The sequence below is a fragment of the Streptococcus sp. SP1 genome (genome assembly GCF_030440005.1).
GTDB classification, from domain to species: Bacteria; Bacillota; Bacilli; order Lactobacillales; family Streptococcaceae; genus Streptococcus; species Streptococcus parasanguinis.
This window is the reverse complement of sequence record NZ_JAQFJJ010000016.1, coordinates 18,830-43,114: the sequence shown is the minus strand read 5'-3', so window position 1 is coordinate 43,114 and position 24,285 is coordinate 18,830. Positions and strand designations below refer to the sequence as shown.

Here is a 24,285-nt window from a genome sequence, read left to right as displayed (position 1 = left end):
CAAGGACAAATCCTCGTCCTCGGGATGTCTTCAAGTGAAGTTGCAGGAGGACAAATTGGAAAAGCCTCCAACATCGACATTGCCGAAGCTATTGTCCAGACCTTGCTAGATGAGTTGAATCCAAGAGGGATTTATCTGGCGGTACAAGGATGTGAGCATCTCAATCGCGCCTTGGTGGTCGAAAGAGAATTGGCAGACAAGAAAGAGCTAGAAATCGTCAATGTCCTTCCGAGTCTCCATGCAGGAGGTGCTGGACAACTCGCAGCTTTCAAGTATTTTAAGGATCCTGTTGAGGTGGAATTTATCACAGCTCAAGCGGGGTTAGACATTGGAGATACCTCGGTGGGGATGCACGTCAAACACGTGCAAGTTCCAATTCGCCCTATCTTGCGTGAACTAGGTGGCGCCCACGTCACAGCCCTCACTAGTCGGCCAAAATTGATCGGCGGTGCCCGTGCTCTCTACCTCGATGATCCCATCCGAAAATCATAATCAGAACTAGCTTTTAAGGGCTAGTTTTTTTGGATGAAAAGAGAGGCAAAAACGTTTTAAAACTTGCAATTTCAAAGTTTTGTGGTAAAATTATAAGGAATGACTATATTATTTTAAGGAGAGACAGAATGTCTGTATCATTTGAAAACAAAGAAACTAACCACGGTGTATTGACTTTCACAATCAGCCAAGAGCAAATCAAACCTGCTTTGGACCGTGTGTTTGAGTCAGTTAAGAAAACTTTGAACGTACCTGGATTCCGTAAAGGTCATATTCCACGTCCAATCTTCAACCAACGTTTTGGTGAAGAAGCTCTTTACCAAGATGCTTTGAACGATCTTCTTCCAGCAGCATACGAAGCAGCTGTTAAAGAAGCTGGAATCGAAGTTGTTGCACAACCAACTTTCGATGTTGTATCTATGGAAAAAGGTCAAGACTGGACATTGACAGCAGCTGTTGTAACAAAACCTGAAGTAAAATTGGGTGCTTACAAAGACCTTGAAGTATCAGTAGAAGTTTCTAAAGAAGTAACAGACGCTGATGTGGATGCTCGTATCGAACGCGAACGCAACAACTTGGCTGAATTGGTTGTTAAAGAAGGTGCTGCAGCAGAAGGTGACACAGTTGTGATCGACTTTGTAGGTTCTATCGACGGTGTTGAATTCGATGGTGGTAAAGGTGACAACTTCTCACTTGGACTTGGTTCAGGTCAATTCATCCCAGGTTTCGAAGACCAATTGGTTGGACACTCTGCTGGTGAAACAGTTGACGTGATCGTAACCTTCCCAGAAGATTATCAAGCAACTGACCTTGCAGGTAAAGAAGCGAAATTCGTGACAACTATCCACGAAGTAAAAGCAAAAGAAGTACCAGCTCTTGACGATGAATTGGCAAAAGACATCGACGAAGAAGTTGAAACTCTTGACGAATTGAAAGAAAAATACCGCAAAGAATTGGCAGCAGCTAAAGAAGAAGCATACAACGATGCAGTAGAAGCAGCAGCAATCGATCTTGCCGTTGAAAACGCTGAAATCGTTGAACTTCCAGAAGAAATGATCCACGAAGAAGTACACCGTTCAATCAACGAGTTCCTTGGAAACATGCAACGTCAAGGTATCTCACCTGAAATGTACTTCCAAATCACTGGAACAACTCAAGAAGATCTTCACAAACAATACGAAGCAGAAGCTGAAAGCCGTACGAAGACAAACCTTGTGGTTGAAGCAGTAGCGAAAGCAGAAGGCTTCGAAGCAACTGAAGAAGAAATCAATGCTGAAATCGAACAATTGGCAGCAGATTACAACATGCCAGTTGAACAAGTTCGCAACCTTCTTTCACCAGAAATGTTGAAACATGACATCACAGTGAAGAAAGCAGTGAACGTGATCACAAGCACAGCAAAAGTAAAATAATTTAGATAAAAAAGGCTGGGCAACAACTGTCCAGCCTTTGATGTTTGATAGAAATAACTGTATGACGCAGTGGTTGATTGGCATCTTTGTTCGCCTTTAAGCTCCAAAGATGACCTAATCAACTGTGCGGGGGTGGGAAAACGAACTCTTTTTAACTAGTCGGAGTTCTTTCCCACTCCCTTTTCTGATTTCATGGAGAATCCTGGAATTTTCCTTTGACGAAAGGGGAAATTTATCGTACAATAGAGTGTAACGATAAAATGCGTGATAGATTTAGTGACGAGAAGTTTTCAATCTATCATTGAGGATAGGATGAGGTTGAAGACCGGATCCTTCTCCATTTAGGAAATGAAACATAAGGAGATTTACCCTTGGAATTAGAAGTATTTGCTGGACAAGAAAAAAGTGAACTTTCTATGATTGAAGTGGCGCGTGCGATTTTGGAATTACGCGGACGTGACCATGAAATGTACTTTAGCGATCTTGTAAATGAAATTCAAAATTACCTTGAAAAATCAAACAGCGAGATCCGTGAAGCTCTTCCATTATTCTACACAGAATTGAATGTAGATGGAAGCTTTATCCCGCTTGGAGATAACAAATGGGGTCTTCGTTCATGGTATGCCATCGATGAAGTTGACGAAGAAATCATCGCTCTTGAAGAAACAGACGAAGATGAAACTCCTAAGAAACGGAAGAAAAAACGTGTCAATGCCTTCATGGATGGAGACGAAGATGCGATCGACTACAACGACGATGATCCAGAAGACGAAGAAGTTTACGAAGCAGATCCAGCTCTTTCATATGATGAAGAAAATCCAGATGATGAAAAGAGTGAAGTCGAAGCTTACGATGCTGAAATCAATGAAATCGTACCAGATGATTTGGGTGAGGAAGTTGAATTAAGCGAAGAAGACGACGAAGAAGAGGATGCTGAAGACGAGGAAGAAGAATAAATCATAAGAAGAGGCTGGGACAAAAGTCCTAGCCTCTCAATTGTTTTTGGATTGTCGAGCAAGACGCAGTGGTTGAGTGGGCTCTACTACGCTGATTTCATCAGCTTTTACAGCCCTACTCAACTGTGCGGAGGTGGGACGACGAAATCGAATTCTAACGAATGACCGATTTCTGTCCCACTCTCTTTTTGTTTGCATTGAAAAAAGTGGCGAAATGGTGTATGATAAACGTGTAAGGATTCCCAATAGGAGGTGTTCCAGATGGACTTTCGTTTAGATCAAAGTTTAGTAGCTCTTGGTATTGATACAGTTGTGGTCGGAATTGCTAGAAATGTGGATCCTCAAGCAGTTTTGCCCCCTTCTTTTCTTGAAAAGAAGAAAGAGCTTGAACAATGGGCGCTCCAGTGTCAGATAGAAGAAGTAGTGGCATCTCCTGTCATCAAAGGGTATACAGACCTCTTGCAAAAAGTAGGGCGTAGCATCAAGAAAAATCCACCAACAGTCCTAGCTCTTATCCGAAATATCCAGCATCGAGGTGCTCTTCCTCAGATCAATAGCATCATTGATATCTATAATGTCGAATCTCTGAAGTCTTTTCTAGCGATCGGAGGACATGACCTAGATAAGATTGAGGGACCGATTGAATTTACAGTGAGTCAAAGAGACGATATCTTCCTCCCGATCCTTTCTAGCGAAAAACATGTCGCACCGACAGATCCTGTCTACCGGGATCAAAAAGGAGTTCTGGCTTGGTTGGATGTACGCGATAGTGACCATTACAAATTTGAGGAGACTACGCAAAACGCCCTCTTTGTCATCCAAGGAAATACCGAGACGTCAGTCGAGATGCGTTTAGAAGCGCTGGAACGAATCCACAAGGACCTTGCTTCTTGCATGCCTCGGCTTCAATTTGAGAAATTTCTCGTCACACAAAATGGAGTGGAAAAGGTCGTGTAAACAGAGAAAATAATTTTCATGAAATTTTCAATTTGACAAAGTAATTCATTTGCGGTAAGATATTGTTCGGGCACCTCATTTTGAGGTCGGAGCTCCCTAAGGATTAGGGAGCTATTTTTGTTTTTTCTGCAAAGAGGAATGGCCTCTACAACATTAGAAGAAGAGGAAAGCACATGTCAACAAAATATATTTTTGTCACGGGTGGTGTCGTATCATCCATCGGAAAAGGGATTGTCGCAGCAAGTCTTGGTCGCTTGCTCAAAAATCGTGGATTGAAAGTGACGATCCAAAAATTTGACCCTTATATCAATATTGACCCAGGGACAATGAGTCCTTACCAACACGGGGAAGTATTTGTCACAGACGATGGCGCAGAGACAGACTTGGACCTTGGTCACTATGAACGCTTCATTGATATCAATCTGAATAAGTATTCAAATGTGACAACAGGGAAAATTTATAGCGAAGTCCTTCGCAAGGAACGTCGTGGAGAATACTTGGGTGCGACTGTACAGGTGATTCCTCATATTACAGATGCCTTGAAAGAAAAGATCAAACGAGCAGCGACGACGACGGATTCAGATGTCATCATCACAGAAGTCGGGGGAACAGTTGGAGACATTGAGTCCCTTCCTTTCCTTGAAGCTCTTCGTCAAATGAAGGCAGATGTCGGTGCTGAAAACGTTATGTACATCCACACCACTCTTCTACCTTACTTGAAGGCTGCGGGAGAAATGAAAACCAAGCCGACCCAACACTCTGTGAAAGAATTGCGTGGTCTTGGAATTCAACCAAATATGTTGGTCATCCGTACAGAAAAACCAGCTGGTCAAGGAATTAAGAACAAGTTGGCTCAATTCTGTGATGTGGCACCAGAAGCTGTCATCGAGTCACTTGATGTGGAACATTTGTACCAAATCCCATTGAACTTGCAAGCACAAAATATGGACCAAATCGTTTGTGACCATTTGAAATTGGATGTTCCTGCAGCAGATATGACAGAATGGTCTGCAATGGTCGACAAGGTCATGAACCTCAAGAAGCAGGTCAAGATTTCCTTGGTTGGAAAATACGTAGAATTGCAAGATGCCTACATTTCTGTCGTTGAGGCCTTGAAGCACTCAGGGTATGCCAATGATGCAGAGGTCAAGATTAATTGGGTCAATGCCAATGATGTGACAGCTGAAAATGTGGCAGAACTCCTTGGAGATGCGGATGGGATCATTGTCCCAGGTGGTTTTGGTCAACGGGGAACAGAAGGAAAAATTCAAGCCATCAAGTATGCGCGTGAACAAGACGTCCCAATGTTGGGTGTCTGCTTGGGTATGCAGTTAACCTGTATCGAATTTGCCCGTCACGTTTTAGGCTTGGAAGGGGCCAATTCATCCGAATTGGATCCAGAAACCAAGTATCCAATTATCGATATCATGCGGGACCAAATTGATGTGGAAGACATGGGAGGAACGCTCCGTCTCGGTCTTTACCCATCTAAACTCAAACGAGGATCAAAAGCAGCCGCTGCCTATGACAATCAAGAAGTGGTACAACGTCGCCACCGTCACCGTTATGAGTTTAACAATGCTTTCCGTGAACAGTTCGAAGAAGCAGGATTTGTCTTCTCAGGCGTTTCACCAGACAACCGTTTGGTCGAAATCGTTGAAATCCCAGAAAACAAATTCTTTGTTGCTTGCCAATACCACCCAGAATTGTCAAGCCGTCCAAACCGCCCAGAAGGACTTTACACAGCCTTTATCACAGCGGCAGTTGAAAACCACGATAGCAAATAAAAATCAAGGGAGCAGGTCGAAGGACCTGCTCCCTTTTTGTGAAAAAATGACAAACTCTGAAAAAAGTTTGAAAAAAATCTTGACAAAAAAGTCGTTGATTGATATACTAGTAAAGTACTCAATCGCGGGGATGGCGGAATTGGCAGACGCGCAGGACTAAGGATCCTGTGACCGCTTTAGGTCGTGAGGGTTCAAGTCCCTCTCTCCGCATCGGATCAAGATAGCTTCGGCTATCTTTTTTTTGTTTTCAAATTTCTTTGTGGTAGAATAGGTGTGAGATGAGGTGAGAACATGAAGAAAAAGTATCTGGTTTTGGTCGATGGCCTCTTTGCACTATTGGGAAGTGCCATTAATTTTTTCGGTCCTATCCTGATTTTAGCGATGGCGATAGGCGCATACAAGGATACTTTTAGATATTTTATTGCCTTAAACATATGGAATGTTTTCATTTTTTTAGTGGCGATTGCTTCTAAGTATCTGCTCAGAGATGAAAAAAGAATCAAAAAATGGATTCTTCATCTCTTTCTGATAGCGGGCTTTATTCTCTTTCTTGCGTCAATCCTTGCTGTGGGTGAGAATATTCCCGTTCTTGAGGGTTTGGTAAACGAACTTCTTGGGAAAATGTTTACTGACAGTCAGTTATTTGCTGCTTATTTCTATTCTCAATGGGTTGCAGCGGTATCCTTTGTGATTTGCGGGATTGCTTTTCTCCTTTCGTTAAAAAATTTTAAAGAGAAAGATTGAAAGGGGCTTAAGCTCCTTTTTTGCTTTTTGAATAGGATGGAAGTCTTAGGAGGGAGAGGGTTCCTCCTCATTTATCAGAAGAAATCACGTAAAGCTAATGGAAAGACTAGCAATTTCATCTAAAAAGTGATAAAATAAACAATGTAAGTGGGATTAGCCCCACAAAAATTTATAGGAGGCCTATAACAAATGGCAATCGTTTCAGCAGAAAAATTTGTCCAAGCAGCTCGTGACAATGGTTATGCAGTTGGTGGATTTAACACAAACAACCTTGAGTGGACTCAAGCTATCTTGCGTGCAGCAGAAGCTAAGAAAGCTCCAGTACTTATCCAAACTTCTATGGGTGCTGCTAAATACATGGGTGGTTACAAAGTATGTAAAGCCCTTATTGAAAACCTTGTAGAATCAATGGGTATCACTGTACCAGTTGCTATTCACCTTGACCATGGTCACTACGACGATGCTCTTGAATGTATCGAAGCTGGTTACACTTCAATCATGTTTGACGGTTCACACCTTCCAGTTGAAGAAAACCTTAAATTGGCGAAAGATGTCGTTGAAAAAGCTCATGCTAAAGGTATCTCAGTAGAAGCTGAAGTTGGTACTATCGGTGGTGAAGAAGACGGTATCATCGGTGACGGTGAATTGGCACCAATCGAAGATGCTAAAGCAATGGTTGCTACAGGAATCGACTTCTTGGCTGCAGGTATCGGTAACATCCACGGTCCTTACCCAGCAAACTGGAAAGGTCTTCACCTTGACCACTTGCAAAAATTGACTGAAGCTGTTCCAGGATTCCCAATCGTATTGCACGGTGGATCAGGTATCCCTGACGATCAAATCCAAGCAGCGATCAAACTTGGTGTTGCGAAAGTTAACGTTAACACTGAATGCCAAATCGCGTTTGCAAATGCTACTCGTCAATTCGTACGTGAATACGATGCAAACGAAGCAGAATACGACAAGAAGAAACTCTTCGACCCACGTAAATTCTTGAAACCAGGTTTCGAAGCAATTACAGCAGCTGTTGAAGAACGTATCGATGTATTCGGTTCAGAAGGCAAAGCTTAATAAAAACAGGAAAACAAGGTCCCATGTGGATCTTGTTTTTTTGTTTGGGAAAAGTTGCTTCCGGGATTTAATTTTTGTACAATATGCCTATGAAAAAAATTAAACAGTTTAGCTGGATCATTTTTGTTGTTCTTATCCTTTTTCTAGGAGGTACATTTGGTTTTCACCAACTTAGTTTGCAAAAAGAAAGTAAGCTTCTCATGCCTATAGGTAAGAAGGTTGTAGTCAATGGACATCAAATGAATGTATACATTAAAGGTGAAGAATCTGAAACGATAGTATTTCTTTCAGGTGCAGGTATTGCTTCACCTATATTAGACTTTAAGAATATAACAGATTCCCTATCCCAAAAATACAAAGTAGTCGTCGTAGAGCGAGCGGGATATGGTTTTAGTGAAGATAGTGATCAATCAAGAGATGTGATGACGGTTCTTTCTGAGACCCGTCAAGCTTTGTCTCAAGCCGAAGTTTCGGGGCCTTATGTGATTGTTTCTCATTCAATGGCTAGTCTTGAAAGTCTGGCTTGGCAGGAAAAGTATCCTGATGAAGTGAAAGCCTTGGTTGGTCTGGATTGGGCATTACCAGCAAGTTATGAGGACTTAAAGGATAATCAGACCTTGCTTTCTGTGGCTTATTGGAGCAGTAAGATTGGCTTATTACGCTATTTCCCTGAGTCCTTTTATATAAAAAATCCAACTCTGACTGAAACTGAACGACAACAATATAAATTACTAGCATATAAGCAGTTGATGTCACTAGCCATGCTTCATGAATCCCGTTTGGTAAAGGAAAATGCCAAGAAAGTTCCCTCAAACATTAATCCGAAAATTCCGGCCTTACTAATAGTTTCTAATGGTGATGGTACTAGCTTTAGCCAATCAGAATGGCAGCGCTACGCAGAGAAATTTGCTAGTGAACAGTCTAATGTTCAAGTCATCTATATGGATGCACCACATGACCTCTATCATTATCAAAATAATGAACTTGTTTCTCGAATTGAAGAATTTTTAACAGAGTAACTGTGATTTAGAAAGTTATTTTGAACTGATGCCAATAATTGAGAGGTGACATTTTATGAAGAACACTTATATTGTACTTAGACATGCTCATTCAAGATTCTAGAGTGATGATTTTAATAGAACATTGTCGGAAAAAGGATTTTCTTCTCTTGAACAGTTGGAGTTTTTAAATGCTTGTAAAATAGATTACTTTATTTCAAGCCCTTATAAGCGAGCTTTTGAGACAGTAAATAGTTTTCCCGTTCATTTTGATAAGATAGTACTTGATAATCGTTTACGTGAAAGAACATTATCCTCAAGATTTATTGAAGATACTGAGTTTGAAAAAACAATTCAATATTTATGGCAAAATCCAGATAAATCTCTTATTGGAGGCGAGTCTAATAGAGAAGCATTGAAGAGAATATTAGATTTGTTAGAGGACTTGGAAGAAAGATATTCAGATAAAACCATTTTACTGAGTTCTCATGGAAATTTGCTAGGAATTTTAATCAATCATTTTGATTCAAGTTTTGATTATAAAAAATGGGAACAGATGACCTTTCCAGATTGCTTTCTAGTTGACAAAGATGAGAGTGTGAAAAGAATTATGCCAGATACTTTTAGGTAATCATTTAGCTCAATCTATGTGATTTTTGTTTTCTGTTATTGTAAATAGAATAGAAAGGAAAAATAGCCATGATATTCGATCAGTCCTTGCAAGCCTACGTTCATGAAGTAGATAATGTTCTTGTAGCTTGGGAAGAAAAACCAAGTGGAAATTTTGAGATGGAAGCTCAGTTGCTTGCAGCCAATTACCATAAAAATCTTTACCGTATTCTTGCATTTATACTGCCTCATTTACAAGAATTTTATGGGTATTTCACAGATGAAGAAGCTACTGAAAAGTTGGGTAAAGCCATCATCGAGCCAGAAAGACAAACCGTTACTTTCTGCGATCAAACTTTTGATGATATTCATATCTTTTCTTTTGACTATCAGGGGCAGGCATTTGAGAGTCTGGAGAATTTTGCCATTGATGGTTAAGGTCTGTTTTCAGTTTTAAAAAGAAGGAGAGAGACAGATGAGTACTGCTGATTTTGTCTTTATTGAGAGTAAAACCCCCATATTCCTAGATTTACAAGCCTTTTGTACTTCTTTGAGAGAAAAATTCCCAGGTATTTTGATCAGAGAAAGGACTAATCCTGAAAAAGCTTACTCGCTTTCTTGGGATTATCAAAGTCCTCAGCTTACCTTGGAAAGTTCTTTGAGTAGCAAGAAAAATGTTTTTGTGATTGATTACTTTGATTCAACGAACAGGTTACAGGATTATGACTCCTATATCATCTGGCTTCGGAAATGGTTTCCACCTGAAGAGAAGGTTTCCTTTTGTGATGAAGGATATGAGTATGTGTTTGAACTTCTTAGTGATTTATCCCAAAAGGAGTTTGAAAACTACTTACGAACAAGGTTTGATGAGTGAAGAAGAAGTTCGAAAACGAATAATGATATGGAACAGTTGAAAAGGAGAATCAGATGCTTACTAAAGATGATATGTTAGTTGCTTTGCATGATGCAATTACTGAAGACCAAGAATTTGAGTTGGCAGACGAGATTGTAGATGCCATGGAGGCTTACCCTCAACCCTTTGATTTGGTTGACCCCGTCTTAGACTTTATTTCCAAGCATCCAGAAGTAGATTTTGGGGCTCCAGGTGAGTTGGTTCACTTTGTGGAGCGATTTTATCATCAAGGCTATGAGGAATTATTGATGGAGTCAGTTCTAAAAAGTCCAACTGTGCATAACATCTGGATGCTTCATCGATGCTATAATGACAATGATCCAAATCTAGTCCGGCAGATTCAGACTTTGGTTGGAGAACTGAAGAAGGATAAGACTCTTGATTCACAAGTAAGAAGCATGATTGAAGACTTAACTTGGTAGAGGGAGGTGATGCAGCATCACCTTTTTATCTTTTCTTAGGGATAAAAATTTTCGATATAAATTAACACTTGTTTTCCGTAGACATTTGCACTATAAAAGGGTGTTATTAGGGCTTTCTTTCATTATGTTGAAAAAGAAGGCAGTTTTTTTGGTATTTTAAGGAAACGATGAAACCAGAATTTTTGATTAAAAGTTTCATTTTAAGAGAGAAATCTCTAATTTCATAATCAATAAGCAAACGCTTGCATTCCTTTTTTTATTAGATTATAATAGGTTGGTATAAAGCCTTCTGTAATAATATTGAGAAAGTGTAGAAAGTAAGGATTTAGAATATTTGTAGTCAAAAATACAATGTTGCTTCTTACGATAGGGAGATAGATATGGCAATGATAGAAGTGCAACATCTTCAGAAAAATTTTGTGAAGACAGTTAAGGAGCCGGGGTTAAAGGGAGCTTTGCGCTCCTTTATTCATCCTGAAAAGCAGACCTTTGAAGCGGTCAAGGATTTAACTTTTGAAGTTCCAAAAGGGCAGATTTTAGGATTTATCGGGGCAAATGGTGCTGGGAAGTCAACCACCATCAAAATGCTGACAGGAATTTTGAAGCCCACATCTGGCTTTTGTCGGATTAACGGCAAGATTCCCCAGGATAATCGCCAAGATTATGTCAAGGATATTGGAGTCGTTTTCGGACAACGCACCCAGCTATGGTGGGATTTGGCTTTGCAAGAGACCTACACGGTTTTGAAAGAGATCTATGATGTACCGGACTCGCTTTTCCATAAGCGCATGGACTTTTTGAATGAAGTTTTGGATTTGAAGGAATTTATCAAGGATCCTGTGCGGACTCTTTCACTAGGTCAACGGATGCGGGCGGATATTGCGGCTTCCTTGCTTCACAATCCCAAAGTTCTCTTTTTAGATGAACCGACAATTGGTTTGGATGTGTCGGTCAAGGATAATATTCGTCGGGCAATTACTCAGATCAATCAAGAGGAAGAGACAACTATTCTCTTGACTACTCATGATTTGAGTGATATTGAGCAACTCTGTGATCGGATTTTTATGATTGATAAGGGGCAAGAGATTTTTGATGGGACGGTTAGCCAGCTCAAGGAAACCTTTGGCAAGATGAAGACTCTCTCCTTCGATCTGACGCCAGGTCAAAGTCATCTAGTCTCCCATTATGAGGGCTTGCCTGATATGTCCATTGATAGACAAGGAAATACTCTCAATATTGAATTCGATAGTTCCCGCTACCAGTCGGCCGATATTATCAAGCAAACCTTATCTGATTTTGAAGTTCGTGATTTGAAGATGGTAGATACAGATATTGAAGATATTATCCGTCGCTTCTATCGAAAGGAGCTCTAAGATGGTCAAATTGTGGAGACGTTATAAACCCTTTATCAATGCAGGGATTCAGGAGTTGATTAGCTATCGAGTTAACTTTATTCTCTATCGGATTGGTGATGTCATGGGGGCTTTTGTGGCCTTTTATCTCTGGAAGGCTGTCTTTGATTCCTCCCAGGAGCCTTTGATTCAGGGCTTCAGTATGGCGGATATCACCCTCTACATCATCATGAGTTTTGTGACCAATCTTTTGACCAGGTCTGATAGCTCCTTTATGATTGGTGATGAGGTCAAGGATGGTTCCATTATCATGCGCTTGTTGCGACCAGTGCATTTTACGGCTTCTTACCTCTTTACGGAGCTTGGTTCCAAGTGGTTGATTTTTATCTCTGTTGGACTGCCATTTTTATGTGTCATTGTTTTGATGAAAATCTTGTCTGGGCAAGGTATTGTAGAAGTACTGGGATTAACCATCCTTTATCTCTTTAGCTTAACCTTGGCTTATCTGATTAACTTTTTCTTTAATATCTGCTTTGGATTTTCAGCTTTTGTATTTAAAAACTTATGGGGTTCCAATCTACTCAAGACTTCAATAGTGGACTTTATGTCTGGCAGTTTGATTCCCTTAACGTTTTTTCCAAAGGTGGTTTCAGATATTCTCTCCTTATTGCCATTTTCATCCTTAATTTACACTCCGGTCATGATTATTGTTGGGAAATACGATGCCAGTCAGATTCTTCAAGCACTTTTGCTTCAGTTTTTCTGGCTTATAGTGATGGTGGGCTTGTCTCAGTTGATTTGGAAACGAGTCCAGTCATTTATCACCATTCAGGGAGGTTAGTATGAAAAAATATCAACGCATGCATCTGATTTTTATCAGACAATACATCAAGCAAATCATGGAATACAAGGTGGATTTTGTGGTAGGTGTGTTGGGAGTCTTTCTGACTCAAGGCCTAAACCTCTTGTTTCTCAATGTCATCTTTCAACACATCCCCTCGCTAGAAGGTTGGACTTTTCAAGAGATTGCCTTTATCTATGGATTTTCCTTAATTCCAAAGGGATTAGATCATCTCTTTTTTGACAATCTCTGGGCTTTGGGTCAACGGCTAGTTCGAAAAGGGGAGTTTGACAAGTATCTGACTCGTCCTATCAATCCTCTCTTTCACATCCTCGTTGAGACCTTTCAGATTGATGCCTTGGGTGAACTTTTGGTCGGTGGCATTCTATTAGGAACAACAGTAACTAGCATCTCTTGGACTCTTCCAAAATTCCTGCTTTTCCTAGTTTGTATTCCTTTTGCGACCTTGATTTACACTTCTTTAAAAATCGCGACAGCCAGCATTGCTTTTTGGACCAAGCAGTCAGGTGCCATGATTTACATTTTCTATATGTTTAATGATTTTGCCAAGTATCCTATTTCTATTTACAATTCGCTCCTTCGTTGGTTAATTAGCTTTATTGTACCTTTCGCCTTTACGGCCTACTATCCTGCCAGCTATTTCTTGCAGGACAAGGATGTCTTCTTTAATATTGGTGGTTTGATTCTGATTTCTCTTATCTTCTTTTGCATCTCTTTAAAACTCTGGGACAGGGGGTTAGATGCGTACGAAAGTGCTGGTTCGTAAGAGGTAAAGTAAGACTAAAATCAAGAAAGGAACTGATGATGCTTGTTATTAAAGAAGTTAAGGATGAAGAGCAAAAAATGGCAGTTGTCGCGGAGGTTTTAAAGGATTTGCTAGAATGGTTTGGAATACCAGAAAGCACGCAAGCCTATATCGAAGGAGCTAAGGATTTACGAGTTTGGGCTGCTTATCAAGAAAGTGATGTAGTAGGGTTTATAAGTTTATCATATTCGAGTGAAGATTGTGCTGAAATTGACTGTCTAGGCGTGAAAAAATCATTCCAAGGTCAAGGAATTGGAAGGGAATTAATTACGACTATAGAAAGAGAAGCAGTCAAACAAGTGGACTACCTACAGGTCAAAACAGTCGCAGAAGGTTCAAATAAAGATTATGACCGAACAAATGTCTTTTATCGCAGTCTTGGTTTTAAAAAAATAGAGATTTTTCCTCAACTATGGGATCTTAAAAATCCCTGTCAGATTTTGATTAAAAAGATCAACTAAAAGTGCTTGACATCCGCTATCAGAGTGCTATACTAAGAAGGTAATCGCCGATTTAGCTCAGTTGGTAGAGCAACGCACTCGTAACGCGTAGGTCACAGGTTCGATCCCTGCAATCGGCATCAGATGATACATTGAAAAGCCTGTTGTGACGGGCTTTTTTGACGTTGAATTACTTCTTGTACCAATGAAACTCTAACAACATTTTATTTACGTTGATTTTCTATTTCTGATGATTATGTAACAAAGAATATAGAAATCTTTTACTTTGTAACCCTATGCGCCACCCTTTAAAAATTTAGATAAATTACAAATGTTACAAAAATATTTCAAAAACACTTGACATTCTATAACTTTGTAATATAATAGCTAATATAAATTTAGGTGAGGTATCATAATTATGAAAAAATGGACAAGTTTAGCACTTTTAGGCTTAACTTCTGCAACTCTACTAGTAGCTTGTGGTTCTAAAAAAGAGGAGATCAGTTCTTCTGTAAAAGAAACACAGACTTCTATGAAATCTGGTCAGAATAAAACAAATCAGTCTTCTAAAAAGAAAAATACAAAAGCTACTGAATCTAGTTCAGAAGAAACAACACAATCAAGTCAAACAACCACAGCGTCTAATACAACGAGTGGTGACAAAGCTACAGATTCATCTCAAATGGTGCCTGCAGAGCTAGTAGGGACTTGGACAGGTACAACTGAAATTGCGAAAGATGTCCAAATGACAGTGGCTGCGGACGGAACGGTCACTACGACAGCAAACTTTTATCAAGCAGATGTGAACCCAATTCGTACAGCAACGACTAGAGCAAAAGCTGTTCAAGCTTCTGGTAATATCTATTACTGGGAAACAGACGAACCTGGAGCTTTTGATGCCCTTCTTCCAGGTATTGCTGGACTTGGGGGAGCCAATGCCAAGGTAAAAGCCGGTTTCATTTTGGAAGAGGGACATTATACACCAATTGTATTTGTAACAGGTCTCAATGAAGAGTTTGATTACAGCAAATACAATGATTTCCGTGTTTCACTCACAAAATAAAGACATATTCAACACTCTTAAAATTGACAACACCCCAAAAGTTAGATTTTCCTATCTATCTTTCAGGGTGTTTTCTTATAACCTAATATAAATAAGAAATCAAAACTTCATCGCTCTATTTCTACTTATTATATTGTTGAAGTGCTTTATTATATGCTTTACAGCCTTTTTGGTAATATTCATGTTCTATTCCAGATATATCGATTGTAATGGTGCCATCCTAAACTTTCGGGAAAATAGGTCTTTTTCGGAAAGTTATACAAAATAGTATGATGGATATGGTTACAATGGAGGCACTAATTTTTTAAAAGATATCGGAATTTGCTAATATTTAGTGTTATAATGAAATTAATGTAAAAAGGATTTAAAAATGTGAGGAATAGACTAAGTTACAAATGAGAATAGCAAGAGAACAACTTTACAGTGAAAAAAAGAGTTTATGTAAATTAGCTAACACGTACATTGAAAAATTGGGTGTAATTGAGAGTTATTCTAAACTATTTCAGAAATATAGTCCGTGGGATGACAAAAATGTAGATCCGCTAATTGATAATTTTTTGGAGTCTTTGAAAAATGACAGTACTACATTTTCTTGGTTGAATATTGAGAAAAATTTGCCCAATAGTACTGAAAAGAGTATTAGATATGGTGTTCCAAATCATATAAAAGGAAATATTGATACAGCAACACTCTTTCTTTGTTTAGTTAATCCTAATATTGCTAGGGTAAAAACAATTAGATCAAGTGGTCTTCTCACATATTATAAAAGTGCAAGAGAAATAAAAACAAATGATGATTCTCTCAAGATTATTGATTTAGATGAGAATTTGCTGGGTCAATATCTGAAAAAACATATTGTAGATGTCAAGGATACCAGTAGTATTCTATATAATGAGTTGAAAATTGTAAGAGAAACTAAGGTGAAAGAAAATGGTTATTATTTCAGTCATTATTTACCACACTTTTTAATGGAGTCTTTAAACAAGAAAGGAACTCTAAAAAAGCTGATAGAAACGCTTGATATTGATGAATGGAATCACTTAGAAAAAATATCGAAGCAAATAGCTAATATTGAAGCATTTCCTTTTAGGAGTCAGAATCCAAATTATATTAGTGGCCCTAGAGGAGAAAAAAATTTTACAAACCAGCTGGTCAATTCAGATTCAAAAGTCAGTTTGTTAAGTGCAAGAATTATTATTTGGCGAGTAGTCAATCATATACTAACTTCTAAAAATAAACCTATTTTTATTTTTAGAAGATTTAATACGTTCTGGTTACCATCTCTATCAAAGGTTTTAAAATATGATCTGGGTTTAACGTCAGAAGAAATAGATAATATCCTGTATGATTTACATGAAGATTATTTTCTAACTGTTAGAAAAAAAGAATATAATGGACAAAGTGGTTATTTTGGAAGAAATTTTTGTAAAAATAATTTAAGACTAAGTGATAATGAATTCAAGGATCTGGTTGAAACAACTTTAGGAAAGTATCAAAAAGATAACAATTTGTAATTGTTTAAATAATTTTTGGAAAGTTAAGGGTGTCATAAATTTTTAACAAAAAATAAGATGTTCTATCCATTGAAAAAAGAAATTCAATTTACTAGGAGATTATTATGACCAAAAATATTCTACATGCAGCAGGTATCGATAAAAGTAAAAATGAACTATCAAAAATTACTGCTAATGCACTTTTTAATTTTATGAGGGAGTATTCTTATTTAGAGAATATTCTACTTAATATGTATATTTGTCCGAGATATTATCCAGAGGAAGTCGAATATTTAGATCTAAAATATAACTCAGAACCTTTAACTGAATGGTATATCCCTATGACATGTTTTTGTGATATACCGTTACACCAAATTAGTTATCATGCTGAGGGTAACCCTTTGGATCCTAATGATTTGGGCTATGGGAAGTTTTCAATAGCATTTCACAAAGAATTTGGTATAAAGAAAGGTATTCAACCTATCCATTATTTAAACGAGAATTCAATTAATTTGAAAGACCTAAGTAGTACAATGAATTTTCTGATTGACCAATATTCTTATGAAACAAGTGAAAATGTTGATGTTAGTGTTTTAACAAATTTTATTTTTGAATATATTAGAATAATTAAACCATATTGTGGAGTGATGAAACGTAAAGATCATAATAACAAGACAATAAAGGTTAAGAAAAATTTTCAAGATGAACATGAGTGGAGATATATCCCTAATATTAATCAAGCCGAACTACCTTTAATGCTTATTGATGAGAATTATAAAAAAGCAGAAGAACTGAGCCATATTTATACTGATAGTATTCTAAATACAAAAGAAGGAGTTTTGAAATTTGAAGTTGAGGATATAAGATATATATTTGTAGATAGTGTTCAGAATAGGGATAGATTAATTAACTTTATTAGAAGAAAAAAGAAGGGGAGGAGACTCTCTTTACAAGAAAAAGATGTTTTAATCTCTAAAATAATGGTTTTTGATGAATTAAAGGAGGATTGGTAAATGATTAATTCAAAATTTCAATCAGTCTTTTCAAAAAGTGATTCTAGGAAAATTAAGGCTCCTAGAGCTTTAAAAAAGCATTTAAACGAAAATGCCCCCGAAGGTTATTCATATGAATTATTTGAGGGCAGCAAAGATATATACGTTTTACGGCCTAAAAGTAATAAAGAAAAAAATAGCTTTCAAATAAGAATAAAGTTTCCATTAATATTTGAAGGTATAGAAATTAAAAGTATCGAAGAATTACTTGAAGTTATGTACCGAACACAAAAATGTTTTAAATTAGATGAAGAATTACAAAATGATCCTCCAACCATTATTCATATAGGTGGTGATAAGATTCTTAATCAATTTATTGCTTCAACAGAAGAATTTCCTGAATTACCTTCTTTGAAAATTAAAGTGGGAGGAAATGAAGTTGAGGTACCTATTAAAAGGATTCCATATCCAAGTCTTGATGAATTAAAAATAGTTTCAGAAAAGAACAGTCTTTTCAAAGTTGAAATGCTGATTAATGAAAGTTCAAGTGTAATGGAACTTACTGTGAACTTAAATTATGATATCATTGAAACTGTAGATCAATATTTCGATAATTTTGGGTATATTAGTTCTTTTAATAAAGAAGGTGTAACTATATTTGGTAAAGTTTTTCTTCCAGAAAAACATCAAACAAATGTATTTGAAAAAAATAACGAATTCTTAAATGCGTTAAGAAAACTACAAGAATATTTTGGAATTAAGTTTAAATTTCCCCATGAATTAGAGAAGGATGATATTTATTATACTCAAATACTATTTGAATCTTTTGTAAATAACAGAATGGTCTCCATTGGAAATAATGATCAAGTTAGTTTTCTATTTGAAAAAGAAAAATTTGATTTTAGTAACCCATATTTAGAAAAAGATAAAGAACTAGGTGTGGTTCTTCATAATGAATTATCACTAGAGTTGTTTGGTACAAATATCAAAATAATGGAGTACAAAGTTTATCCTCGAATGAATTTTGAAAAAATAATAACTGAGAATGAAGAAGTGAGAGTTATATTTAATCTACCTCCTAATAGTAGATATTATATAAGATACTATCCTGATTTAATAAGTGAAGATGAAACAAAGGAAATTGACAACCTATTATTTGAGTTGACTAAAACTGCAATTGAAATTGAAAGAATCAACTTCTCTTAAAATGTAACCTGAGTGTAATAGTGGATTATTTTATATAGTCTGATACGGTTGAAATCATTTTAATTATCTATAACAAACAGAAATGTAAATTTTCCTTTTTTAATGAAACTTATATAAATTTTATGAAATAAAAGCGCAGAAATTAGCTATTGAAAGTTGATATAAAGTTATTCTTTAACTGTATGAAATTTAACCTTGTCAAACCAGGCTTGAAAAAAGCTCGTAAAGCATCACAATTCTCAAAACGTTAATCAACACGATTATATCAACGTTTACAGACATTCAGGAATTTTCTCTTGGATGTCTTTTTTTGATTTGCTTAAAAATTTAAAAACTATGGGAAATAGCAGGATATCAGTGCTTTTCAGAGTTTTCATTATGTAGTCTTCAATATCTAAATTTTAGATGTTAACATCGCTAATAAGGTTTGTCTGTTTTTTTGGACGCACCAAAAATGGTGCATATCTCTTTTTTGTGCTATAATAGGAAATAATTTAAGGAGGACCCTCATGATCGGAGAAAATATTAAAACGTTACGCAAGGCACATAACCTAACTCAGCCTGAGTTCGCAAAGATTGTTGGTATCTCTCGAAATAGTCTGAGTCGTTATGAAAATGGGACAAGTTCAGTTTCGACAGAATTAATAGATCGTATCTGCAAGAAATTTAATGTTTCCTATATCGATATCGTAGGAGAGGAAAAAATGCTCACACCAGTAGAAGATTATCAGTTAACTCTGAAAATTGAAGTGATTAAAGAACGAGGGGCGAATATCTTAGCGCAACTTTATCGTTTTCAAGATGAACAAGGAATTGCATTTGATAATACTTCGAATCCTTGGGTTCTAATGAGCGATGATTTGTCTGATTTGATTAACACGAGGATTTATCTTGTTTCAACTTTTGAGGATATTGAGCGATTTAATGGCTATTTGGATGGTATTGAACGTATGCTAGAACAAGCTAGTCATCTGGTGGTGGCTTAATGAAGCTAGAAGAATTTAGTCAAGATAATTTTGAACAAGCCTCCAAACGACTCGTTCGTTCTTTAACTCGTGGAAAAACAACCTCATCTCATCCTAAGGCTATTTTGCTCGGTGGACAGAGTGGTGCTGGGAAAACAACGATTCATCGTATTAAACAAAGGGAATTTCAAGGTAATATCATTATCATTGATGGGGATAGTTATCGCTCTTTTCATCCGAACTACCTTGGCCTACAGGAAAAGTATGGCAAAGATAGTGTGGATTATACCAAAGTATTCGCGGGACAAATGGTTGAATATCTTGTAGATGAGTTGAGTAAAACAGGTTATCATTTATTAATCGAGGGTACCTTGAGAACAACAGAAGTTCCCCGAAAAACGGCCCAATTATTGGCAACTAGAGGATATCAAGTCTCACTTGCACTGATTGCGACCAAGCCAGAGTTGTCCTACCTTAGCACCTTGATACGTTACGAAGAGCTTTATACTATAAATCCTAGTCAAGCTAGAGCAACTTCTAAAGCACACCATGATGGAATTGTAGAACATTTAGTTGATAACTTACGGGAGTTAGAAAATGACAAGATTTTTAATCAAATTCAAATTTATCAAAGAGATCAATCGTGTGTTTATGATTCGCAAGTAGACGAAACCTCAGCAGCAGAAGTTCTACACAAATGCCTATTTGGAAAATGGAGTAAGGTGGAGGAAGAGATGTTGAAGTTGGGACAGGAACGATTGAGAGAATTAATGGAAATGAAAAAAGATATGATTGATGGAAATTAAAAAAATCTATATTCAACATTATCGTTTATTAAACGATTTTTCTTTAGAGTTGAAAAATGATTTATCCTTAATTGTGGGTAAAAATAATTGTGGCAAGACTTCGGTTTTATCTGTGTTAGAAAAAATATTCAATAAAAATTCCAATCGCAATTTGGTATGGGAAGATATTAACTTAAATCATAGGAGGGAAATCTTTGAGGATATAAAGAGAGTCTCTGATATTCCTGATTCGGAATTATCGTCTATTTTAGGGATTAATCTTCAAATTTGGATTCAATACTCAGAATTAGATTCTTATCAAAATATCCAAGGATTTATGATGGATTTAAATCCCGAAAATAATTTTATTATTCTTGAATTTTCGTATATAATTCCTACTCAAAAGCTTCGCGAGATAAGTAGTTTGACTTGTGATTTTGCAGATGATTTTTCAAAATTTGAATCATTTATGAAGAAAAATCTGAATAAATTTTTCGAAATACAGATTTATTCACGTGGATATAATCCCATTACTCAAGAAATGACAGAAGAAAAGTCTGATTTACATGAAATGAAAGATGTTCATAAAATTATTAAAGTAAGAGGGATTAGTGCTAGTCGAGAAGTATCTAATAAAGAAAATAACCATTCATTATCTAAGACATCAAATCGATTTTATAAATTAAATAATGGCGAAGAAATTAACAGTAAAGCAAATAATTTACTGCAATCTGCTATTTTAAAGGCAGATGAAACTTTAACCAGAGCATATAGTGGTGATGATAGCGTCGAAGGAATTTTTACTTCAGTCTTTGAACGCGTCAAAAGATTTGGTGGAAATGATAGTGAATCAGAGTTAGCAATTCATTCATCACTGTCTGAGAAAGATATTTTAAGTAATAATACGACACTGTATTATAAGCATGACGATAGTCTATTACCTGAAACATATAATGGTTTGGGATATTTAAATTTATATGGAATCATTTTTGAAATTGAAACTTTAATGGCAGATATAAAAAACTAACCTGCTGATATTAACCTAATATATATTGAAGAACCAGAATCACATACACATCCACAATTACAGTATATTTTTATCAAGAATATTAAAGATTTGCTAAAGGAACACAATGATGAACTAAAAGAAAGTGGAGATTTTAGTTGTATTCAAACTTTAATTACAACTCATTCCTCTCATATAGTTTCTGATTGTAACTTTGATGATCTAATTTATTTTAAACGTGATAACGGTACAGCAGTATCAAAGGCTTTTAATTCATTGAAAGAAGAATATGGTGATGAACAACTAGGATATAAATTTGTAAAGCAGTACCTTACTCTCAATAGTAGTGAATTATTTTTTGCTGATAAAGTCATTTGTGTTGAAGGTGATACAGAAAGGATTTTAATTCCTACGATGATGCAAAAGGTAGATACAACCAATCCAATAAATCAAGCTTCTAATACAATGCCATTGCTTTCTCAAAATATTTCAATCATTGAAACAGGTGCCCATTCACAAGTGTTTAGGAAGTTATTTGATTTTTTAGGAATAAAAGTATTGATAATTACGGATATTGATCCAGCAAATAAAAATGAAAAAAATCGCTTGACTTCTTGCTCAGCAGTAGATGCTACCTCTACGACAAATACTTCAATTAAAAGTTTTTTTGATATTTCTGGAGATGAAGTTTTTTCAATAGTAGCCCAAAAGAGTTCTGCAGAAAAAATAACATCAGATGATAGAATTCGTATTGCATATCAAATTCCCGAAGATGAAAATAGTTATCAGCCTGCTAGTTTTGAGGATGCTTTTATCAGTTTAAATAAACAATTCATTATTAATCAAAAAGCTGGTTTTATTCAATTTGAAGCTTTAAAAGACTTTGATGATAGTGAAATAGAAGATTTCTATAAATTTGCTAGGGATAAAGTAAACAAAAAATCTGCATTTGCATCAAGTTTATTATATTTTGAAGGTGAAGAAAATACTTGGAAAGTACCTAACTATATTTCGGAGGGATTATTATGGTTGAGAGAACAGTAGAACCAGAGGTAGAAAAAGTACTTGAAGTAATAAAACAAGGTCAAAATTTTATTCTTGAGGGTGGTGCTGGGAGTGGGAAAACTTATTCATTAATTTCCATTATTGAAAAAATATCTATGGAAGAACCAAAAAAATCGATTGTATGCATCACTTATACTAACAATGCTGTTGCAGAGATTAGAGCTAGAATCATTAATGATAATTTACGGGTTTCAACAATTCACGATTTTATATGGCATGTCATTGAAAATTTCCAAAAAGAGATTAAAGAATGTCTTGTTGAGTTAATAAATGATGATGCACAAATCTTATTTGTTGCTCCAAAGGAAGTATTAGGTGAGGAACTTATTTCGCTTGATTACTTTGATGGTGTTCGTGTTGAATATACTGAATGGTATTCTATGAGCATAACTGAGCAAAATAAAGTTCAAATAAGTCATGACCATATTCTTATAGTTGCTGAAAAAATGTTTTCTAAATATAAGAAGTTGAGTGATATTTTAAAGGATACTGCAAACTATATTTTTGTTGACGAGTATCAAGATACGAGTCCCTTAGTTGTAAAAATTTTGTTAGAGCATCTCAAAAAGAGTACTAGAGATAATATTGTTGGTTTTTTTGGAGATTCAATGCAGTCTATCTATGACTCAGGCGTGGGAAACATAGATTCCTATGGCCTTGAAAAAATACAAAAAAATCAAAATAGACGTAATCCACAAAAAGTTATTAATTTAGCGAATAAATTTAGAAGTGATGGATTAGTTCAGGTTCCTTCAAGTGATGTAGCTGCTCCGAACATGAATAATGGTAATGTAATTCAAGGATCGGTGAAATTCATCTATGGCGATGGAATTAATCATCTTGAAGATCTTAGAAATAGCAAACTATTTAAGGACTTAGAGTTTGATATACCACAGAAAACAAAGGAGTTGCGATTAACACACAAACTTAATGCGGAAATGGCAGGATTTTCTAGACTATTTGAATTATATAATTCTGATTTGCTTGTGAAATTAATTACAGATATGAAGAAAAAAATTAATGCAAGTGAGATAGTTGATAAAGGAGAATCTTTTGAAGAATTAGTAGAAGAAGCTCAAATAGTTGTTAGAAGGGGTGGTCCATTAATAATTGATGTTGTCAAATCTACCCCAGACCTTTTAGCTATTTACGATGAAATTAAGACGTTTTCGTTTGAAGAAGTGATTAGTAAGAGTAAAGTTAATAAAGATTCCTTATTGGCTTATAAATTTAATGGTTTAAGTAGTAGGTATGAGGCAGGTACAGATAGAGATAGGATTCTTAAAAGATTAGATTTAATCTATGAACTATTAGAACTATATAAAATAGGTAAGCATAATGAATTTTTACGTATTACGAAATTTAAAGTAACTTCGACAAAAGATAAAATTAGTCTATCTAAAGTTATGACAGAAATCTCAGATGATGATATAACAGTTGGAAAAGTTATAGAGCTTGCAGAGGAAAATGAATTAATTTCAAAGGATGACCTATTTACTAATTTTATTGAAAATAGGGGATATTATTTATGGTCACGACTTAAGATATTACCATTTCAAGAATATGTAAATAGTATCGCTTATCTTAGAGAATATGTATCTGTTATAACTCAGCATAAGGTTAAAGGCAGTGAATATGAGAATGTCTTAGTTTTGTTAGATAATGGAAGATGGAGTCAATATAATTTTAATTCTCTATTTGGCAAAGGTTCAGCTAATGAGAATGTTCAAAACAGAACTAAGAAACTATTTTATGTTACAATCACTAGAGCAATGAAAAATTTAATTGTTTATATGCCAAGTAATGATCAACAGATTGTTGAAAAAGCTAAAGATTATTTTGAACAGAGTGATATTGTTAATGTTCTGTCATTAGTTGATGAGTAAATAA

The 24,285-nt window shown here is 36.0% G+C and carries 22 protein-coding genes, 2 tRNA genes and 2 pseudogenes; all 26 read left to right on the top strand.

All coding sequences use genetic code 11. The annotated features are described in order from the left end of the window. Positions 1-492: TIGR01440 family protein (locus tag PCY07_RS08720; RefSeq protein ID WP_301556733.1), on the top strand; the 492-nt coding region annotated here is incomplete at its 5' end. Positions 493-620: 128 nt separating this feature from the next. Further along, positions 621-1,904 (top strand): trigger factor, encoded by a 1,284-nt coding sequence (gene tig / locus PCY07_RS08715; protein ID WP_301354992.1) that lies wholly within the window; start codon positions 621-623, stop codon positions 1,902-1,904. A 371-nt stretch (positions 1,905-2,275) separates the two neighbouring features. Continuing rightward, entirely contained in the window at positions 2,276-2,860 is a 585-nt protein-coding gene (gene rpoE, locus PCY07_RS08710; RefSeq protein WP_003004516.1) for a DNA-directed RNA polymerase subunit delta, read from the top strand. A 261-nt stretch (positions 2,861-3,121) separates the two neighbouring features. Beyond that, positions 3,122-3,817: a B3/4 domain-containing protein gene (locus PCY07_RS08705; RefSeq protein ID WP_301354993.1), complete on the top strand. Its 696-nt coding sequence runs from the start codon at positions 3,122-3,124 to the stop codon at positions 3,815-3,817. A 173-nt stretch (positions 3,818-3,990) separates the two neighbouring features. Beyond that, entirely contained in the window at positions 3,991-5,604 is a 1,614-nt protein-coding gene (locus PCY07_RS08700) for a CTP synthase (RefSeq protein WP_003004055.1), read from the top strand. A gap of 124 nt (positions 5,605-5,728) precedes the next feature. Further along, positions 5,729-5,814: transfer RNA gene (locus PCY07_RS08695), tRNA-Leu, on the top strand. A gap of 81 nt (positions 5,815-5,895) precedes the next feature. Beyond that, a complete protein-coding gene (locus tag PCY07_RS08690) occupies positions 5,896-6,348 on the top strand; it encodes a hypothetical protein (protein WP_301354994.1) in 453 nt (150 codons plus the stop codon). Positions 6,349-6,537: 189 nt separating this feature from the next. Beyond that, positions 6,538-7,419, top strand: a complete 882-nt coding sequence (locus PCY07_RS08685; protein WP_003004573.1) for a class II fructose-bisphosphate aldolase — start codon at positions 6,538-6,540, stop codon at positions 7,417-7,419. An 83-nt stretch (positions 7,420-7,502) separates the two neighbouring features. After that, on the top strand, positions 7,503-8,438 hold the full coding sequence (locus tag PCY07_RS08680; RefSeq protein WP_301355022.1) for an alpha/beta hydrolase: 936 nt from the start codon (positions 7,503-7,505) through the stop codon (positions 8,436-8,438). A 55-nt stretch (positions 8,439-8,493) separates the two neighbouring features. Next, a pseudogene (locus PCY07_RS08675) lies at positions 8,494-9,048 on the top strand (histidine phosphatase family protein). 68 nt (positions 9,049-9,116) lie between these two features. After that, positions 9,117-9,464, top strand: a complete 348-nt coding sequence (locus PCY07_RS08670; protein ID WP_301354995.1) for a hypothetical protein — start codon at positions 9,117-9,119, stop codon at positions 9,462-9,464. Positions 9,465-9,501: 37 nt separating this feature from the next. Then, complete coding sequence (locus PCY07_RS08665; RefSeq protein ID WP_301354996.1) at positions 9,502-9,900, top strand: hypothetical protein; 399 nt, start codon at positions 9,502-9,504, stop codon at positions 9,898-9,900. Between the two features lie 53 nt (positions 9,901-9,953). Further along, positions 9,954-10,361, top strand: coding sequence for a hypothetical protein (locus tag PCY07_RS08660; RefSeq protein WP_014712923.1), 408 nt, complete (start codon positions 9,954-9,956; stop codon positions 10,359-10,361). 380 nt (positions 10,362-10,741) lie between these two features. Then, complete coding sequence (locus tag PCY07_RS08655) at positions 10,742-11,734, top strand: ATP-binding cassette domain-containing protein (RefSeq protein WP_301354997.1); 993 nt, start codon at positions 10,742-10,744, stop codon at positions 11,732-11,734. 1 nt (position 11,735) lies between these two features. Further along, positions 11,736-12,554 carry an ABC-2 family transporter protein gene (locus PCY07_RS08650; RefSeq protein ID WP_301354998.1) on the top strand — a complete coding sequence of 273 codons (819 nt, stop codon included), beginning with the start codon at positions 11,736-11,738 and terminating at the stop codon, positions 12,552-12,554. 1 nt (position 12,555) lies between these two features. Continuing rightward, positions 12,556-13,341, top strand: coding sequence for an ABC transporter permease (locus tag PCY07_RS08645; protein ID WP_301354999.1), 786 nt, complete (start codon positions 12,556-12,558; stop codon positions 13,339-13,341). A gap of 38 nt (positions 13,342-13,379) precedes the next feature. Further along, positions 13,380-13,841 carry a GNAT family N-acetyltransferase gene (locus PCY07_RS08640; protein WP_301355000.1) on the top strand — a complete coding sequence of 154 codons (462 nt, stop codon included), beginning with the start codon at positions 13,380-13,382 and terminating at the stop codon, positions 13,839-13,841. A 46-nt stretch (positions 13,842-13,887) separates the two neighbouring features. Continuing rightward, positions 13,888-13,960 (top strand) — tRNA-Thr (locus PCY07_RS08635). A gap of 278 nt (positions 13,961-14,238) precedes the next feature. Next, positions 14,239-14,883: a hypothetical protein gene (locus PCY07_RS08630; RefSeq protein ID WP_301355001.1), complete on the top strand. Its 645-nt coding sequence runs from the start codon at positions 14,239-14,241 to the stop codon at positions 14,881-14,883. A 395-nt stretch (positions 14,884-15,278) separates the two neighbouring features. Then, positions 15,279-16,397 (top strand): hypothetical protein, encoded by a 1,119-nt coding sequence (locus PCY07_RS08625; RefSeq protein ID WP_301355002.1) that lies wholly within the window; start codon positions 15,279-15,281, stop codon positions 16,395-16,397. A 104-nt stretch (positions 16,398-16,501) separates the two neighbouring features. Further along, complete coding sequence (gene abiGI, locus PCY07_RS08620; protein ID WP_301355003.1) at positions 16,502-17,389, top strand: abortive phage resistance protein AbiGI; 888 nt, start codon at positions 16,502-16,504, stop codon at positions 17,387-17,389. Next, positions 17,390-18,574 carry an abortive infection system toxin AbiGii family protein gene (locus tag PCY07_RS08615; protein WP_301355004.1) on the top strand — a complete coding sequence of 395 codons (1,185 nt, stop codon included), beginning with the start codon at positions 17,390-17,392 and terminating at the stop codon, positions 18,572-18,574. It begins immediately after the preceding gene. Between the two features lie 509 nt (positions 18,575-19,083). After that, positions 19,084-19,560: a type II toxin-antitoxin system antitoxin PezA gene (pezA, locus tag PCY07_RS08610; RefSeq protein WP_301355005.1), complete on the top strand. Its 477-nt coding sequence runs from the start codon at positions 19,084-19,086 to the stop codon at positions 19,558-19,560. Then, positions 19,560-20,345, top strand: a complete 786-nt coding sequence (gene pezT, locus PCY07_RS08605; RefSeq protein ID WP_301355006.1) for a type II toxin-antitoxin system toxin PezT — start codon at positions 19,560-19,562, stop codon at positions 20,343-20,345. Before pezA ends, pezT begins: the two co-directional genes overlap by 1 nt. After that, positions 20,335-22,374, top strand: a pseudogene (locus PCY07_RS08600) (ATP-dependent endonuclease). The gene pezT and the pseudogene PCY07_RS08600 overlap by 11 nt, the downstream one beginning before the upstream one ends. Further along, on the top strand, positions 22,356-24,281 hold the full coding sequence (locus tag PCY07_RS08595) for an ATP-dependent helicase (protein ID WP_301355007.1): 1,926 nt from the start codon (positions 22,356-22,358) through the stop codon (positions 24,279-24,281). Before PCY07_RS08600 ends, PCY07_RS08595 begins: the two are co-directional and overlap by 19 nt. Positions 24,282-24,285 lie beyond the last annotated feature (4 nt).

Excerpts from the sequence above, each read along its gene's own strand:
- PCY07_RS08655 (WP_301354997.1), top strand. The coding sequence starts at position 10,742 with ATGGCAATGATAGAAGTGCAACATCTTCAGAAAAATTTTGTGAAGACA.
- PCY07_RS08640 (WP_301355000.1), top strand. The coding sequence starts at position 13,380 with ATGCTTGTTATTAAAGAAGTTAAGGATGAAGAGCAAAAAATGGCAGTT.
- abiGI (WP_301355003.1), top strand. The coding sequence starts at position 16,502 with ATGACCAAAAATATTCTACATGCAGCAGGTATCGATAAAAGTAAAAAT.
- PCY07_RS08650 (WP_301354998.1), top strand. The coding sequence starts at position 11,736 with ATGGTCAAATTGTGGAGACGTTATAAACCCTTTATCAATGCAGGGATT.
- pezT (WP_301355006.1), top strand. The coding sequence starts at position 19,560 with ATGAAGCTAGAAGAATTTAGTCAAGATAATTTTGAACAAGCCTCCAAA.
- PCY07_RS08700 (WP_003004055.1), top strand. The coding sequence starts at position 3,991 with ATGTCAACAAAATATATTTTTGTCACGGGTGGTGTCGTATCATCCATC.
- PCY07_RS08645 (WP_301354999.1), top strand. The coding sequence starts at position 12,556 with ATGAAAAAATATCAACGCATGCATCTGATTTTTATCAGACAATACATC.
- tig (WP_301354992.1), top strand. The coding sequence starts at position 621 with ATGTCTGTATCATTTGAAAACAAAGAAACTAACCACGGTGTATTGACT.
- PCY07_RS08665 (WP_301354996.1), top strand. The coding sequence starts at position 9,502 with ATGAGTACTGCTGATTTTGTCTTTATTGAGAGTAAAACCCCCATATTC.
- PCY07_RS08685 (WP_003004573.1), top strand. The coding sequence starts at position 6,538 with ATGGCAATCGTTTCAGCAGAAAAATTTGTCCAAGCAGCTCGTGACAAT.
- PCY07_RS08690 (WP_301354994.1), top strand. The coding sequence starts at position 5,896 with ATGAAGAAAAAGTATCTGGTTTTGGTCGATGGCCTCTTTGCACTATTG.
- PCY07_RS08630 (WP_301355001.1), top strand. The coding sequence starts at position 14,239 with ATGAAAAAATGGACAAGTTTAGCACTTTTAGGCTTAACTTCTGCAACT.
- PCY07_RS08625 (WP_301355002.1), top strand. The coding sequence starts at position 15,279 with ATGAGAATAGCAAGAGAACAACTTTACAGTGAAAAAAAGAGTTTATGT.
- PCY07_RS08615 (WP_301355004.1), top strand. The coding sequence starts at position 17,390 with ATGATTAATTCAAAATTTCAATCAGTCTTTTCAAAAAGTGATTCTAGG.
- PCY07_RS08670 (WP_301354995.1), top strand. The coding sequence starts at position 9,117 with ATGATATTCGATCAGTCCTTGCAAGCCTACGTTCATGAAGTAGATAAT.
- pezA (WP_301355005.1), top strand. The coding sequence starts at position 19,084 with ATGATCGGAGAAAATATTAAAACGTTACGCAAGGCACATAACCTAACT.
- PCY07_RS08705 (WP_301354993.1), top strand. The coding sequence starts at position 3,122 with ATGGACTTTCGTTTAGATCAAAGTTTAGTAGCTCTTGGTATTGATACA.
- PCY07_RS08680 (WP_301355022.1), top strand. The coding sequence starts at position 7,503 with ATGCCTATGAAAAAAATTAAACAGTTTAGCTGGATCATTTTTGTTGTT.
- PCY07_RS08660 (WP_014712923.1), top strand. The coding sequence starts at position 9,954 with ATGCTTACTAAAGATGATATGTTAGTTGCTTTGCATGATGCAATTACT.
- PCY07_RS08595 (WP_301355007.1), top strand. The coding sequence starts at position 22,356 with ATGGTTGAGAGAACAGTAGAACCAGAGGTAGAAAAAGTACTTGAAGTA.